Origin of the sequence: Citrobacter sp. Cb023 (genome assembly GCF_030336805.1) — a bacterium.
GTDB lineage: Bacteria > Pseudomonadota > Gammaproteobacteria > Enterobacterales > Enterobacteriaceae > Citrobacter > Citrobacter braakii.
This window is the reverse complement of the sequence record NZ_JAOWCV010000027.1, coordinates 55,080-71,073: the sequence shown is the minus strand read 5'-3', so window position 1 is coordinate 71,073 and position 15,994 is coordinate 55,080. Positions and strand designations below refer to the sequence as shown.

Genomic DNA, 15,994 nt, shown 5'->3' with positions numbered 1-15,994 from the left:
CGTACGCGCCTCCGGGCACTTATTTTAAGACGATTTACGTACGCGCAAATACCATTCGCACAGTAAACGTACCTGCTTACGCGTGTAGCCTTTTTCCATCATCCGGTCGACAAAATCGTCGTGTTTTTTCTGCTCGTCAGTTGAGGTTTTGGCGTTGAACGAAATGACCGGCAGCAACTCCTCGGTATTGGAGAACATTTTCTTCTCAATGACCGTGCGCAGTTTTTCGTAACTGGTCCAGTTTGGATTGCGACCGCTGTTATTCGCTCTGGCACGCAGAACAAAGTTGACGATCTCGTTACGGAAATCTTTGGGGTTACTGATACCCGCCGGTTTCTCAATTTTCTCCAGTTCTGAGTTCAACGACTCGCGGTCAAACAACTGACCGGTATCCGGGTCGCGATACTCCTGATCCTGAATCCAGAAATCCGCATAAGTGACATAACGGTCGAAAATGTTTTGTCCATATTCGGAATAGGATTCGAGATAAGCCGTCTGGATCTCTTTGCCAATGAACTCAGCATATTTCGGGATCAGATAGCCTTTCAGGAACTCAAGGTAACGTTCTGCCAGCTCCTGCGGGAACTGTTCGCGCTCGATTTGCTGCTCCAGTACGTAGAACAGATGCACCGGGTTAGCTGCCACTTCGGCGTGGTCAAAGTTAAAGACGCGTGAGAGGATCTTAAACGCGAAACGCGTCGAAAGACCGTTCATTCCCTCATCGACCCCGGCGTAATCCCGATATTCTTGATAGGACTTCGCTTTTGGATCGGTATCTTTCAGGCTTTCCCCATCGTAAACACGCATCTTCGAGTAAATGCTCGAGTTCTCAGGCTCTTTCAGGCGAGAAAGAATGGTAAAGCGAGAGAGCGTTTCCAGCGTGCCCGGTGCGCAAGGCGCATGGGTCAGCTCACTGTGGTTAAGCAGTTTTTCGTAAATTTTGATCTCTTCGGAGATCCGCAGGCAATAAGGCACTTTGACGATGTAAACACGGTCAAGGAACGCCTCATTGTTTTTATTATTACGGAACGTCACCCATTCGGACTCGTTCGAGTGGGCAAGAATAATTCCGTTAAACGGCAGGGCAGAGATACCTTCTGTCCCGTTGTAGTTTCCTTCCTGGGTTGCGGTCAGCAGAGGATGCAGCACTTTAATCGGTGCTTTAAACATCTCAACGAACTCCATAATCCCCTGGTTTGAGCGGCACAGTGCGCCCGAATAACCGTAGGCATCAGGATCGTTCTGGGCGTGGTGTTCGAGTTTACGAATATCCACTTTCCCGACCAGCGCAGAGATATCCTGGTTGTTTTCATCACCAGGCTCCGTTTTGGCAATAGCGATCTGCTCCAGAATAGACGGCCAGACTTTGACAACGCGGAATTTTGTAATGTCCCCGCCAAAATCATGCAGACGTTTTGCAGCCCAGGGCGACATGATCGTACCGAGATAACGACGTGGGATCCCATACTCTTTTTCCAGGATCTGGGCGTCTTCCTGCGGGTTAAACAGGCATAACGGATGATCGTTTACCGGGCTACGCTCGCCGTTGGCGCTCAGGACATAAATCGGTACTCGCTGCATCAGCGACTTCAGCCGCTCAGCAAGAGATGATTTCCCCCCTCCCACAGGCCCCAGCAGATACAGAATCTGCTTCTTCTCTTCCAGACCCTGAGCCGCATGCTTCAAATAAGAAACAATCTGCTCAATGGCCTCTTCCATGCCATAAAACTCTTCAAAAGCAGGGTATCGTGCAATCACCCGATTCGAAAAGAGTCGAGAAAGACGAGGTTCGTGGGCAGTGTCGACCATGACAGGCTCACCAATAGCCATTAATAGCCGCTCTGCCGCATTGGCATAAGCGCTGCGATCTTGCCGACAAGTGGTAAGAAACTCCTGCAGCGTGAACTCTTCGTCCTTGGCAGCTTCATAACGCTGGCGATAGTGATCGAATATATTCATGGTATGCCGTCCTTTCGTTTTTTTAGCACATGTTAAGAGCCGTTCATATGAATAGTAGAGGCCCCTGAAGAGGTAAACTGAACGACGTCGCTGCTGAAGAAATAAGCAACTCTCATGCCATTGTGGTGGTCAGGAGATCAACGTATTCGGTGATACACCTTCTAAAATTAAGCGTAGATGGCATTTGCAAAACTTGCCTGTGTGCGCAAATGAATTTCAATGGCATATCAATAACTCATCAGCAAAAAAAGCATATCTTTTGTAAATATATGGGGCAGGATTCATGCGGTGTTCACTGTCCTGCAAGCAAAATGTCATCACTCGCTGAGAAATTAGGGGGTTACATTCTGGGGCGAATCCGTAAAATAGTTGGGCTGAAGCGTATTGACGGTTAAACTTTGACCGCTACACATTTAAATAAGGAATTATTGACTGTGACCAAACTCAAACTTCTGGCACTTAGCGTGCTTATTGCCACTTCCGCTAACGTCGCACAGGCAGAGAGCAACCTGACGCTGGGCGCAGGCGTTGGTGTGGTTGAGCACCCTTACAAAGATTACGATAGTGACGTTTACCCGGTCCCGGTTGTGACTTATGAAAGCGATAACTTCTGGTTCCGTGGTCTGGGCGGTGGTTACTACCTGTGGAATGACGATACCGATAAGCTGTCGGTGATGGCCTATTGGTCGCCAATGTACTTCAAACCGGGTGACAGCGACGACAACCGTCTGCGTAGTCTGGATAAACGTAAGAGCACCATGATGGCTGGCCTTTCTTACATTCACAACACGCAATACGGTTTCCTGCGTACCAGCCTTGCAGGGGACACGCTGGATAACAGCAATGGTATTGTATGGGATCTGGCGTGGTTATACCGCTATACCAATGGCGGTTTGACGTTGACTCCGGGGATTGGTGTCGAGTGGAACAGTGAAAACCAGAATGAATACTATTATGGTGTTTCACGCCATGAATCTGCCCGTAGCGGCTTGCGTAGCTACGATCCTGAAAGCTCCTGGAACCCGTATCTGGAGCTCAGCGCAAACTATAACTTCCTGGGCAACTGGAGCGTATACGGTACTGCGCGTTATACCCGCCTGTCTGATGAAGTGACAGACAGCCCGATGGTGGACAAATCCTGGACGGGTCTGATTTCAACGGGTGTTACCTACAAGTTCTGATACCACTGTGTGTCAAACACTCGCCCGCAGAGATGCGGGCTTTTTTGTGCATATCAGAGATGAATATTGATCCAAAACATGTGATTTGATTTTTTGTGCTGTTTTGGCATTACATCGGCCGCAACAAATAGTTAACGTATTTTTCCTGCCGCAATTACCAAAATTAAACCTGTTGTTTGATGAGACTGAAATCTATTCGTTTGTGAATGGAAGAGTATCTGTACAGTTTCACGAATTATTGTTCTGGGAGAGTGATTTTTGGTTTCGCAATATATTGATAATATTCTATTTTATAATCACGGTATAATTTTATCGTGAAACTCTCGCCACTAAAAATAGCAAGATAACTATTTTATTATTTTTGTGAGACGATGAAAGTTAACTTTCATTTGAAAAAATAAAATCATTAAGTTAATTTTTATTTTACATCTTTTAGGTATTTATCTGAAAAAATTAAAATTGACATTAAATAAGCGATTGCAGATATTACTCCAACTTAATAAGTAAAGACAGTAACGCTGCATGGCTCAGATATTAAATGTCATGTGGTTTTCTTGCGAATAAACCTGGTAGAGATAATGAAAAAGTTAATCATGATAGCAGTGATGGGTGGGATTCTGACGGGATGTTCCACCGAGGCTTCACGCATGAGTGCTTGCGAAAGCAAGGGCGTGAGCCGCGATGCCTGCTATATCGCTGAGCAAAACCGTCAGGCGACAATCAATGCCGTAGCTGAAAAACAAGCTATGGAGAACGCGCAAAACGTATATAACTCAAATGATACTAATTCCAGTCATCACCACAAACACAATAATTATTAAGGTGTAACTTATGAAGAAATTAATAATTATCGCTGCACTGGTCGCAACATCTGCGGCTGCACCAGCCTATGCCATCAGCGAGGCTTACCGTCAGCAGTTACAGCATGAACATAAAACGATGGTCAGCGATGCTAATGCTCCGGTGCACGCCAGTAAAATCACACCCGTGCATGTGAATAAACTGGGTGTAGACTTTAAACGTGGCGCTGATGGTATTGCTTATATTAATGGCAAAGCGGCGGCAAATGATGAGAACAATGCAGACGCTCAGTCTTATAGCGCGGGCTTGATTTCCGTCATCGTCTATAAAAACGGGAAAATTAACGCGATGAAAGAGGGGAAATATTTAGGTCGCTTAAAATAACCGCAGTGCAGTTAAGATTTTCTGTCATTCGGCCCGGGAGCATTGTTTGTTCCCGGGTTTTTTATTGCCGTTGCCATAGCGGTCAACTTCCAATCTTAGAAGGTGCAATTTGTGCACCCTAACAGGACACATGCCAGTTGTTTTGCTTTACTGTGGTGCATTAACACAGGAGGGCGCTATGACAGCGAAACAGGTGATGTTTACAAAGCAGGTATCGCTGCCTGCTATTGGGCAGGGAACATGGTACATGGGCGAGGATCCTGGCCGACGCCGGGAAGAGGTTTCAGCGCTGCGGGCTGGTCTGGATCTCGGTCTGCGGTTGATCGATACCGCCGAAATGTATGCAGATGGTGCAGCGGAAGAGGTAGTGGGTGAAGCATTAACCGGGCGTCGTGATAGCGCTTTTTTAGTCTCGAAAGTATATCCCTGGAATGCCGGTGGTCAGAAAGCCATTGCCGCCTGTGAAGCGAGCCTGCGTCGACTAAAAACCGATTATCTGGATCTCTATTTGCTCCACTGGACGGGCAGTTTTTCATTTGCTGAGACCGTTGATGCCATGGAAGCACTCATTGCGCAGGGGAAAATCCGCCGCTGGGGCGTCTCTAATCTCGATTACGATGACATGCAGGCGTTATGGCAAGTCACAGGTGGGCGGGAATGTGCCACTAACCAGGTGCTTTATCATTTAGCATCGCGCGGTATTGAATATGATTTACTGCCGTGGTGCCAGCAGCAGCAGATGCCGGTCATGGCTTACAGTCCGCTGGCTCAGGCGGGGCGATTGCGCGGTGACTTGCTTTCTCATTCTGTGGTGAACGACATCGCGCACGCGCACAATGTTAGTGCTGCGCAGATTTTGCTGGCATGGGTGATCCGTCTGCCGGGCGTGATGGCGATTCCAAAAGCGGCAAGCATAGCGCATGTCGAACAAAATGCCGCCGCGCTGGAGATAACGCTCTCTGTTGATGAGCTGAAGCAGTTAGATAAGGCATATCCAGCGCCAAAGGGTAAAACGGCGCTGGATATGGCCTGATTTGCCGAATGGCGATGCTCACGCTTCTTATCCGGCCAACGCAATGTTTGGTAGGCCGGATAAGGCGCAAGTTCCGTCAGGCTACAGACACAATTTTAGCGTTTAGCAACGCGGATAGTTTGTGCCAGGCGTGATGGTTTTTCTTCGCGGGTTTTCTGCGGCGCGGTCGCGTAAGCCGTCTCTACGCAAACAAACGTTTTATAGCCGTCATCCGGCATGTCGCCCATGCTAACGGACAGCGCCGGACCCGGGTTCCAGCCCACGACATTCAGATGGTGATGATGGACGACGTCGATATTGCGGTTGAGCGCATCATCATGGATAACGCTGCACGCTTGCGGATTCAGATAGACACGATCGGTGCGGTCCGGGAAGGTCTGGATACCATCAGCCAGCACATCTTCTTTAGCATCATTCACTTTGTCGATCAGGCGATCGCCAAGTCCACTGACTTTTACTGCCGCAATGTCACCGACGTTGAAATAGGTATGCAGCGCAGAGGTGGTTTCAAATTCACCGTGGGCTTCCAGTTCCATTTCACAGGTGGCACCTACTTTGAAACGGGCCAGCAGGCAGAACTCGTGCGGCCATAGCTGACGCGTTTCAGCGTTGCTTTGCAATTCAAACGTCAGCACCACGCCATTGTCGTCTTCATTGTGCGCTTTCAGCGTCCATGGCAGGTTGCGGGCAAAACCATGAGAAGGCAGGCCCTGCTGAGCAGCCGGACCAAACCACGGCCAGCAAATTGGTACGCCGCCACGCAGCGCTACGCCGGTTTTAAACGGGGTATTGTTACTTAGCCACAGGACTTCCTCTTCGCCGTTGGGTTTCCAGGAAAGAAGATGTGCGCCCTGCAGTGCGAAAGATGCTTTAACCTGTGGATGATCGACCACAAGAATCTCGAGTTCATCAAGCTGGCGGCGGGAGAGGACCGGGGTAATTTGTTCGATTACCGGAAGTGCAAAAATTTTATTAATCATTATGCAATCCTTTTTTTTACCCTAAATAATTCGAGTTGCAGGACGGCGGCAAGTGAACGATCCCGATGAGCTTACAGAAGTAAGTGATTCGGGTGAGAGAGCATTGCCAACACACCGGTAACTTGAAGTATGACGGGTATCTTCAGGCAAAAAAAAGAGCGACCTGAGTCGCTCTTACAGATTACTGTTTCATCTCAACTTATTTGGAGATGTGAGCAATCAGGTCCAGAACTTTGTTGGAGTAGCCGGTTTCGTTGTCGTACCAGGATACCAGTTTCACGAAGTTGTCGTTCAGTGCGATACCAGCTTTAGCATCGAACACGGAAGTGCAAACTTCACCGTTGAAATCGGTAGATACTACGTCGTCTTCGGTGTAACCCAGAACGCCTTTCATTGGGCCTTCGGAAGCAGCTTTGATTGCTTTCTTAATTTCTTCGTAAGAAGCAGCTTTTTCCAGACGAACGGTCAGGTCAACAACAGATACGTTCGGGGTAGGAACGCGGAACGCCATACCAGTCAGTTTGCCGTTCAGTTCTGGCAGTACTTTACCTACAGCTTTAGCAGCACCGGTAGAGGACGGGATGATGTTCTGGGATGCGCCGCGGCCGCCGCGCCAGTCTTTGTGAGACGGGCCATCAACGGTTTTCTGAGTAGCGGTGGTCGCGTGAACAGTAGTCATCAGACCTTCGATGATGCCGAAGTTGTCGTTGATAACTTTAGCCAGCGGAGCCAGGCAGTTAGTGGTGCAGGAAGCGTTAGAAACGATGTCCTGACCTTCGTATTTGTCAAAGTTAGCGCCTTTAACAAACATCGGAGTGTTATCTTTGGACGGACCAGTCAGAACCACTTTTTTCGCGCCAGCAGTGATGTGCTTACGAGCGGTTTCATCTGTCAGGAACAGGCCAGTAGCTTCAGCTACTACGTCAACACCAACTTCGTCCCATTTCAGGTTAGCCGGATCACGTTCAGCGGTAACACGGATTTTTTTACCGTTTACGATCAGATGACCGTCTTTCACTTCAACGGTACCGTTGAAACGGCCGTGAGTGGAGTCATATTTCAGCATGTAAGCCATGTAGTCAGCGTCTAACAGGTCGTTGATTGCAACGATCTCGATGTCAGAGCGTTCTTGAGCAGCACGGAAAACAATGCGACCGATACGGCCAAAACCGTTGATACCTACTTTGATAGTCATATATTCCACCAGCTATTTGTTAGTGAATAAAAGGTTGCCTGTAAAATTACAAAAACCTTACGCAGCGTCAAGCGGAATCGTGTCAATCATTGCGACAAATCAATCTGCTGCTTAAGCTTTGCGCAACTGACTCGCCTCACTCTTCCTTTGGGCTTGAAACCACATGGGGTCGGCGGCCCGAATTTTAAAGGGCAATCAAGATAAAAACGTGATTGTGATCACGAATTGCAGGCTGCCATTTCGCACGGATCAAGTTTAGAACAAAAGTTCGCACTCTGGTGTTAATGTTTTGTTAGAATCTGTCTCGCGATGTGAGTTTAGATAAAGCGAGATGTGAGCAAATGGCTAATCAACCTTCACCAGAAGAACTAAAAAAAAATTTAACCGAAATGCAGTTCTACGTGACGCAGAATCACGGGACAGAACCGCCATTTACCGGGCGTTTGCTGCACAACAAGCGTGACGGAATCTACCACTGTTTGGTCTGTGACAAACCGCTATTTCGTTCCGAGACAAAATATGACTCTGGCTGCGGCTGGCCCAGCTTTTACGAGCCTGTCAGCGCAGAGGCTATCCGTTACATTAAAGATACTTCACACGGTATGCAGCGCATTGAAATCCGCTGTGGTAACTGTGATGCGCACCTGGGGCATGTCTTCCCGGATGGTCCGCAACCTACAGGTGAACGTTACTGCGTTAACTCAGCGTCTTTGAACTTCACCGATGGTGAAAACGGTGAGCAGACCAAAGGCTGAAGAAACGATTCAGCAAATTATTCTACGGAGAGTGGATTTAACATGAATCTTGATGAGATGATCAACAGCATGACGCCGGAAGTTTATCAGCGCTTATCAACTGCCGTTGAACTCGGAAAATGGCCGGATGGCGTGGCGCTAACGGCAGAACAAAAAGAGAACTGCTTACAGCTGGTGATGTTATGGCAGGCGCGAAACAATATTGACGCGCAGCATATGACGATTGATACCAACGGTGAGATGGTGATGAAGAGTAAGCAGCAGTTGAAAGTGGAGTTTGGTATTACGCCCGAACCCATTGCGACGTTTAAATCCTGATTACTCAGGCCCGGCAAACATCTATGTCGGGCCCGCAGTTGAAGTTATTTCTTGTTCATCATCGCCTTCAGATCGGCGAACGGATTATATTTCGCTTCGCCCACCGCTTTCTGTGCATCTTCGCCTGCAACCACCGTTGAACCATACTGGTCCGCTTCCGTATATTTGGAATGTTCGTGATCGTGGCAGTACAGGCACAACATTTCCCAGTTGCTACCATCTTCCGGGTTATTGGAGTGATCGTGATCGATATGGTGTACCGTCAATTCGCGCAAATTTGAATACACGAACTCACGGGAACAACGTCCGCAGACCCAGGGGAAGAGTTTAAGCGCCTTTTCCCGGTAACCGACTTCCAGACGGGCGTAATTTTTAGGGATAAAAGCCATAAAGCTCATGCCTCCAGTAGAAAATGAAAAGCTGCGCCAAAAGCTGGCGCAGCAGAATGCGATAATCATAACCTATTGTGTCAGGCGTTGGGATCAGTGTTTGATGCCTAACGAATCGGCTAACTGCTTCGCCAACTGGTTTTGGTCATCCGCACCGTATTCCCAGAACATGGCGCCTCCCAGCCCCTTGCTCTTGATATAGTCAGCCTTGATCGCTACCGAGCGAGGATTTTCATAGGAGAGGGCAAAGAGCGCTTTTCCATCCACAGACTGCACTGACAGCCACGGCACTTTTGCTTCATCATCCCAATGCTGGCTAAAGCGCTTCTGCGGATCGTTGATCAATTTCGCCACGATATCGTTGTACTTCACATAGGTATCTTTGCTCAGATCGACGCCCAGTGATTTGAACAATTCAATTTGCGCGGGCTCGAAATAGGGTTGGGTAACAGGATTTTTCTGTGCGTCAGGTTTGCTCCAGTCAATGCCTGGCTCAACAGCGCGTTTCGGTACGCGACCATAAAAACCAATGCCCAGGTTCATCTGACTCGCTTTTAGACCGGCAGCAAGATAGTTGTTGACCACAAAATCAGCGCTGTACTTATCCGCCGCGGCGACTGTCGGCCATTGTGTCGAATCGTACAGGTTCGAGTTGAAATACTGCGTACCGTAAGCCATGTCATAGGTCATCAGGTTTATGTAGTCGAGCGATGGCGCAATGGCTTTCACATCCACCCAGCTTTTCGGGCTTTCCGCATTTGCGCCCACGGCGATAGTCAGCAGTTTTTTATGCCCCAATGCGGCGCGGAGCTCTTTTAACAGTGCGGTAAAGTTAGCTCGGTCGGCCGGTTGACTTTCGACCAGTCCCCAGGCGCCGTTGACCGGATATTCCCAGTCGAGGTCGATGCCATCAAGGCCATATTTCGCAATTATCTCCTGAGCAGACTGAATAAACACCGCGCGCGATTCTTTCGTTGCTGCCGCGCCGGAGAATCCACGAGCCCCCCAACCACCGACGGAAAGCAATACTTTCAGGTTCGGATTCTGTTTACGCAGCTGTGGAATTTTCAGTAAATCATCCTGCACTTTCGGTGAAAGCCAAATCTGATGCAGCTTACTGGCGTCTTTTAAGGCGTCATTGGTCTCGTCTTTTTCGTTGTTGTAGACAAGGCCAAACGAATAGTTGAGATGGGTTATCTGACGAACATCCAGTTTATTGATGTCGCCACCAGGACCGGCAGTGACGTCGCCGCCACCATTGAAGTAGCCAACTGACATCAGTGAACTGGCGGAAACAAAGCTGGCGCAAAGCAGGGGTAATGCTGCCAACAAAGGCAATGGTTTCATCGGTGTTCCTCTTTGACATTTAAACAAGCAAACACGCCACGGAAATGGCGTGGCGAAAAAAACAGCACCTGCAGGTTAACAGTTTCATAACAGGAAAAATGCGAAGGTGTTCACGTCATTTTAACCAAGCGGCTGCTGTGTCTTTGGCTTTCAATTCATCTTGGCACTTATTTGTGATCTAAGTTGCGAAATGCAGATTGTAATCTGTGTTTTAAAGATTTTGTGTTGACCTCAAAAATTATATGGATAAGTATGATGCTAGGTGATGCAAAACTAAACACAAAGGAAAATTCAATGAAAGCACTGGCAAGATTTGGCAAGAGCTTTGGCGGCTACAAGATGATTAATGTCCCGGAACCGATATGCGGCCCGGATGACGTAGTGATTGAAATCAAGGCGGCAGCTATCTGCGGCGCGGACATGAAACACTACAATGTCGACAGTGGGTCCGACCAGTTCAATTCGATTCGTGGTCACGAATTTGCCGGCCAAATTGTGCAGGTTGGCGATAAGGTTAAGGACTGGAAAGTCGGTCAGCGAGTGGTTTCTGACAACAGCGGGCACGTCTGCGGCGTTTGTCCGTCTTGCGAACAAGGTGATTTTCTTTGTTGTACAGAAAAGGTGAATTTAGGTCTGGATAACAATACCTGGGGAGGGGGGTTTTCGAAATACTGTCTGGTCCCTGGAGAGATCCTCAAAATTCACCGTCATGCGCTGTGGGAAATCCCAACAGGCGTTGATTATGAAGAGGCGGCTGTACTCGATCCCATCTGCAATGCCTACAAATCTATCGCCCAGCAATCCAAATTTCTTCCGGGTCAGGATGTGGTGGTTTTTGGTACCGGCCCGCTGGGACTTTTTTCGGTACAAATGGCGCGCATTATGGGGGCCGTTAATATCGTGATGGTTGGGCTGGAAGACGATGTCGCGGTACGTTTCCCGATAGCCAAAGAAATGGGGGCCACGGCTGTCGTCAACGGTTCAACCGAAGATGTGGTCGCACGTTGTCAGGAGATCTGCGGGAAAGACAATCTGGGACTGGTCATCGAATGTTCCGGTGCCAATATTGCCCTGAAACAATCTATCGAAATGCTGCGTCCTAACGGTGAAGTCGTCCGCGTGGGGATGGGCTTCAAACCTCTCGATTTTTCTATTAACGACATCACTGCGTGGAATAAAAGCATCATTGGTCATATGGCCTACGATTCCACTTCCTGGCGCAATGCTATTCGCCTGCTCGCTAGCGGTGCGATAAAAGTCAAACCGATGATCACTCACCGTATCGGCTTATCGCAATGGCGAGAAGGTTTTGACGCGATGGTCGATAAGACCGCGATTAAGGTCATCATGACCTACGACTTTGATGAATAACCCCATTTATTAAAGGAAGGTTCCCGGATGGAACAGATAGCAAAACCGCACTGCGGCGCGAGGTTGGACAGGCTGCCTGACTGTCGCTGGCATACGTCTATGTTTGCCATGGTTGCCTTCGGATTACTGGTTTGCTGGAGTAATGCCGTCGGCGGATTAATTCTCGCGCAATTAAAAGAACTTGGCTGGACTGATAATTCCACCACCGCCACATTCTCTGCCATTACGACGGCTGGAATGTTTCTCGGTGCGCTCGGTGGGGGAATTATTGGCGATAAGATCGGGCGTAAAAATGCATTTATTCTTTATGAAGCGATTCATATTATTTCTATGATCGTTGGTGCGTTTTCACCCAATATGACCTTCCTGATCGCCTGTCGTTTCGTGATGGGAGTTGGATTAGGCGCGCTGCTGGTCACCTTATTTGCCGGGTTTACCGAATATATGCCTGGCAGAAATCGTGGTACCTGGTCGAGTCGGGTCTCGTTTATCGGCAACTGGTCTTATCCGCTCTGTTCACTGATCGCGATGGGGCTGACGCCACTTATCAGCGCGGAATGGAACTGGCGCGTACAGCTGTTGATTCCTGCGGTGCTGTCGCTCATAGCAACTGTTATTGCCTGGCGCAGTTTCCCTGAGTCGCCTCGCTGGCTGGAGTCTCGCGGGCGCTACCAGGAAGCCGAAAAGGTGATGCGGGCAATTGAAGAAGGTGTCATTCGACAGACCGGTAAGCCTCTTCCGCCAGTCGTGATAAAGGATGATGGCAAACAACCTCGTTCTGTACCGTACTCCGCCTTATTAACAGGTGTATTGCTGAAGCGGGTTATTTTGGGTTCTTTTGTTCTGATTGCCATGAACGTCGTTCAGTACACCTTAATTAACTGGCTACCGACAATATTTATGACCCAGGGTATTAATCTGAAAGACTCCATTGTCTTAAATACCATGAGCATGTTCGGTGCGCCATTTGGGATTTTTATCGCCATGCTGGTAATGGATAAAATTCCGAGAAAAACAATGGGGGTGGGGTTATTAGTGTTAATTGCTGTTCTGGGTTATATCTATTCGCTGCAAACCAGTATGCTGCTAATTACATTAATCGGTTTTTTCCTGATTACTTTTGTTTATATGTATGTTTGTTATGCCTCCGCTGTATACGTTCCGGAAATATGGCCGACCGAAGCGAAACTTCGCGGTTCGGGACTGGCCAACGCTGTCGGGCGTGTCAGTGGTATCGCCGCACCTTATGCAGTCGCAGTATTACTTAATGGTTACGGCGTGACAGGGGTGTTTGTACTGCTAGGTGCGGTCTCCATTATTGTCGCCATTGCCATTGCTACCATCGGAATTGAAACCAAAGGCGTCTCTGTCGAAAGTCTCGGGATTGATGCAGTTACCAGCAAATAATATTGACGGGAAATAAAATGAAAAACTCGAAAGCGATATTAAAAACGCCGGGCACGATGAAAATCATCGCCGCCGATATTCCGGTGCCCAATGAGCATGAAGTGCTGATCAAAGTTGAATACGTTGGTATTTGCGGTTCAGATGTTCACGGTTTTGAATCAGGTCCTTTTATTCCGCCGAAAGATCCTAATCAGGAAATTGGTTTGGGGCATGAATGCGCCGGTACGGTGGTGGCGGTAGGGAACCGTGTAACCAAATTTAAACCGGGTGATCGGGTGAATATTGAACCCGGTGTACCGTGCGGTCACTGCCGCTACTGCCTGGAAGGGAAATATAATATCTGCCCGGACGTCGATTTTATGGCTACGCAGCCCAACTACCGCGGCGCGCTAACCCACTATCTGTGTCATCCGGAGAGTTTCACTTACAAATTGCCCGATAACATGGACACCCTGGAAGGTGCGCTGGTGGAACCAGCGGCGGTGGGTATGCATGCTGCAATGCTGGCAGACGTTAAACCGGGTAAGAAAATCGTCATTCTTGGGGCGGGGTGTATTGGTTTAATGACTTTGCAGGCGTGTAAATGTTTGGGCGCAACCGAGATCGCGGTGGTTGATGTGCTGGAAAAACGTCTGGCGATGGCTGAACAACTCGGGGCGACAACCGTTATAAACGGTGCAAAAGAGGACACCATTGTCCGCTGCCAGCAGTTCTCTGGCGATATGGGCGCGGACATTGTTTTCGAAACTGCCGGTTCAGCCATAACCGTTAAGCAGGCGCCGTATCTGGTGATGCGCGGCGGGAAAATCATGATCGTTGGTACAGTACCTGGTGATTCCGCAATTAATTTCCTCAAAATTAACCGTGAAGTGTCTATTCAGACCGTTTTCCGTTACGCCAACCGCTATCCGGTTACTATTGAAGCCATATCCTCCGGTCGGTTCGATGTGAAATCGATGGTGACGCATATTTACGATTATGCAGATGTTCAGCGCGCGTTTGATGAATCCGTTAATAACAAAAGCGAAATTATTAAAGGCGTAATTAAAGTAAATCATTAATTTATCGGAAAGGGAGAAATAACTATGCTGGCAGATATTAAATATTGGGAAAATGATGCCCAAAATAAACATTATGCGATTGCTCACTTTAACGTGTGGAATGCGGAAATGCTAATGGGGGTGATTGATGCGGCGGAAGAATCGAAATCGCCGGTGATTATCTCTTTCGGTACTGGTTTTGTGGGTAATACCTCGTTCGAAGATTTTTCGCACATGATGGTTTCAATGGCTAAAAAGGCCTCGGTTCCAGTTATTACCCACTGGGATCACGGACGTAGCATGGAGATTATCCATAACGCCTGGACTCATGGTATGAATTCGCTGATGCGTGATGCCTCTTCCTTTGATTTCGAAGAGAATATTCGTCTGACAAAAGAGGCCGTGGATTTTTTCCATCCGCTGGGTGTGCCGGTCGAAGCTGAGCTGGGCCATGTGGGCAATGAAACGGTGTACGAAGAAGCGCTGGCGGGTTATCACTATACCGATCCGAACCAGGCGGCGGAATTTGTCGAGCGTACCGGCTGCGATTCTCTGGCGGTGGCGATTGGTAACCAGCATGGCGTCTATACCTCAGAGCCGAAACTGAATTTCGACGTTGTTAAACGCGTGCGGGAAGCCGTATCCGTGCCACTGGTGTTGCATGGTGCGTCGGGTATCAGCGATGCGGATATCAAAAAAGCCATTTCATTAGGTATCTCTAAAATCAACATTCATACCGAACTGTGCCAGGCTGCCATGGTGGCAGTGCAGGAGAACCAGAATCAGCCCTTCCTGCACGTTGAACGTGAAGTTCGCAAAGCGGTAAAAGAGCGCGCGCTGGAGAAAATTAAATTGTTTGGTTCTGACGGTAAAGCGGAATGACAACATGGATAATATCGAGGTTATTTGTATAGGGGCAGCTATTGTTGATATTCCCTTACAGCCGGTGAGTAAAAATATTTTTGATGTTGATTCTTATCCGTTAGAAAGAATAGCGATGACAACCGGCGGCGACGCAATTAATGAAGCGACTATTATTTCTCGTCTCGGTCATCGTACAGCGTTAATGAGCCGGGTAGGTGCTGATGCAGCAGGTCATTTTATTCTCGACCACTGTCGTCGGGAGAATATAGATATTCAGAGCCTGAAGCAGGATGCCGCAATTGATACATCTATTAACGTGGGATTAGTCACCGCCGATGGCGAGCGTACTTTCGTGACTAACCGTAACGGCAGCCTGTGGAAGCTGAATATCAGCGATGTTGATTTTGACCGCTTCTCTCAAGCAAAGCTGCTGTCGCTGGCGAGTATTTTTAATAGCCCGTTACTGGATAGCGATGCACTGACGGCAATTTTCGCTCAGGCGAAAGCGCATCGGTTAATTATCTGTGCGGATATGATAAAACCGCGGCTTAATGAAACACTGAAAGATATTCGACAGGCATTGAGCTACGTGGATTATCTGTTTCCTAATTTTGAGGAGGCCAAACTGCTCACCGGGAAAGAGACGCTGGATGACATTGCCGACAGTTTCCTGAACTGCGGCGTGAAAACAGTCGTGATTAAGACCGGCAAGAGAGGCTGCTTTATCAAACGTGTCGATATGAAAATCGAGGTTCCAGCCGTTTCGGGAATTACCGCCATCGACACTATCGGCGCGGGAGACAATTTTGCCTCGGGATTTATTTCCGCGCTGCTTGAAGGCAAAACACTGCGTGAGTGCGCGCTGTTTGCTAATGCAACGGCGGCCATATCGGTTTTGAGCGTAGGGGCCACGACGGGTGTGAAGAACAGAAAGCTGGTTGAACAACTTCTCGATGAATATGAAGGATAA

General features: G+C 48.5%; 16 protein-coding genes. 11 read left to right on the top strand and 5 right to left on the bottom strand.

What is annotated here, in order from left to right; all coding sequences use genetic code 11:
- Positions 1-24 precede the first annotated feature (24 nt).
- The gene (yeaG, locus tag OGW44_RS04550; protein ID WP_016152810.1) at positions 25-1,959 is read right to left on the bottom strand and encodes a protein kinase YeaG; all 1,935 of its coding nucleotides are present in this window, start codon (positions 1,957-1,959) and stop codon (positions 25-27) included.
- Positions 1,960-2,393: 434 nt separating this feature from the next.
- Here yeaG and OGW44_RS04545 point away from each other — a divergent pair, with 434 nt between their 5' ends.
- The 4 genes from OGW44_RS04545 to OGW44_RS04530 all read left to right on the top strand — a co-directional run bounded on the left by OGW44_RS04545 (position 2,394) and on the right by OGW44_RS04530 (position 5,358).
- A complete protein-coding gene (locus OGW44_RS04545) occupies positions 2,394-3,140 on the top strand; it encodes a MipA/OmpV family protein (protein ID WP_016152811.1) in 747 nt (248 codons plus the stop codon).
- 578 nt (positions 3,141-3,718) lie between these two features.
- Complete coding sequence (locus tag OGW44_RS04540; RefSeq protein ID WP_019076610.1) at positions 3,719-3,961, top strand: hypothetical protein; 243 nt, start codon at positions 3,719-3,721, stop codon at positions 3,959-3,961.
- Between the two features lie 10 nt (positions 3,962-3,971).
- The gene (locus tag OGW44_RS04535; RefSeq protein WP_016156306.1) at positions 3,972-4,325 is read left to right on the top strand and encodes a hypothetical protein; all 354 of its coding nucleotides are present in this window, start codon (positions 3,972-3,974) and stop codon (positions 4,323-4,325) included.
- 178 nt (positions 4,326-4,503) lie between these two features.
- Positions 4,504-5,358: an aldo/keto reductase gene (locus OGW44_RS04530; protein ID WP_016156307.1), complete on the top strand. Its 855-nt coding sequence runs from the start codon at positions 4,504-4,506 to the stop codon at positions 5,356-5,358.
- A gap of 95 nt (positions 5,359-5,453) precedes the next feature.
- On the opposite strand, the gene OGW44_RS04525 is transcribed toward OGW44_RS04530, so the two are convergent.
- Positions 5,454-6,338, bottom strand: coding sequence for a D-hexose-6-phosphate mutarotase (locus tag OGW44_RS04525; RefSeq protein WP_016156308.1), 885 nt, complete (start codon positions 6,336-6,338; stop codon positions 5,454-5,456).
- Between the two features lie 199 nt (positions 6,339-6,537).
- Complete coding sequence (gene gapA, locus OGW44_RS04520) at positions 6,538-7,533, bottom strand: glyceraldehyde-3-phosphate dehydrogenase (protein ID WP_003030697.1); 996 nt, start codon at positions 7,531-7,533, stop codon at positions 6,538-6,540.
- Between the two features lie 341 nt (positions 7,534-7,874).
- On the opposite strand from gapA, the gene msrB reads away from it, so the two are divergent.
- Together msrB and OGW44_RS04510 are read left to right on the top strand one after the other, a co-directional pair.
- Entirely contained in the window at positions 7,875-8,288 is a 414-nt protein-coding gene (gene msrB, locus OGW44_RS04515) for a peptide-methionine (R)-S-oxide reductase MsrB (protein WP_016152816.1), read from the top strand.
- Positions 8,289-8,330: 42 nt separating this feature from the next.
- Positions 8,331-8,606 carry a YeaC family protein gene (locus OGW44_RS04510; protein ID WP_016152817.1) on the top strand — a complete coding sequence of 92 codons (276 nt, stop codon included), beginning with the start codon at positions 8,331-8,333 and terminating at the stop codon, positions 8,604-8,606.
- A 44-nt stretch (positions 8,607-8,650) separates the two neighbouring features.
- On the opposite strand, the gene yajD is transcribed toward OGW44_RS04510, so the two are convergent.
- Together yajD and chiD are read right to left on the bottom strand one after the other, a co-directional pair.
- Positions 8,651-8,995 (bottom strand): HNH nuclease YajD, encoded by a 345-nt coding sequence (yajD, locus tag OGW44_RS04505; RefSeq protein WP_003832478.1) that lies wholly within the window; start codon positions 8,993-8,995, stop codon positions 8,651-8,653.
- 93 nt (positions 8,996-9,088) lie between these two features.
- A complete protein-coding gene (gene chiD / locus OGW44_RS04500; protein ID WP_185654388.1) occupies positions 9,089-10,342 on the bottom strand; it encodes a chitinase ChiD in 1,254 nt (417 codons plus the stop codon).
- Between the two features lie 294 nt (positions 10,343-10,636).
- Here chiD and OGW44_RS04495 point away from each other — a divergent pair, with 294 nt between their 5' ends.
- The 5 genes from OGW44_RS04495 to OGW44_RS04475 are packed head-to-tail and all read left to right on the top strand — an operon-like array spanning position 10,637 to position 15,994.
- A complete protein-coding gene (locus OGW44_RS04495) occupies positions 10,637-11,713 on the top strand; it encodes a zinc-binding dehydrogenase (protein ID WP_185654389.1) in 1,077 nt (358 codons plus the stop codon).
- 27 nt (positions 11,714-11,740) lie between these two features.
- Positions 11,741-13,120 (top strand): MFS transporter, encoded by a 1,380-nt coding sequence (locus OGW44_RS04490; protein ID WP_047498907.1) that lies wholly within the window; start codon positions 11,741-11,743, stop codon positions 13,118-13,120.
- Positions 13,121-13,137: 17 nt separating this feature from the next.
- Entirely contained in the window at positions 13,138-14,181 is a 1,044-nt protein-coding gene (locus tag OGW44_RS04485) for an NAD(P)-dependent alcohol dehydrogenase (protein ID WP_047498905.1), read from the top strand.
- A gap of 24 nt (positions 14,182-14,205) precedes the next feature.
- Positions 14,206-15,042, top strand: coding sequence for a ketose-bisphosphate aldolase (locus OGW44_RS04480; protein ID WP_185654390.1), 837 nt, complete (start codon positions 14,206-14,208; stop codon positions 15,040-15,042).
- 4 nt (positions 15,043-15,046) lie between these two features.
- On the top strand, positions 15,047-15,994 hold the full coding sequence (locus OGW44_RS04475; RefSeq protein ID WP_047358601.1) for a carbohydrate kinase family protein: 948 nt from the start codon (positions 15,047-15,049) through the stop codon (positions 15,992-15,994).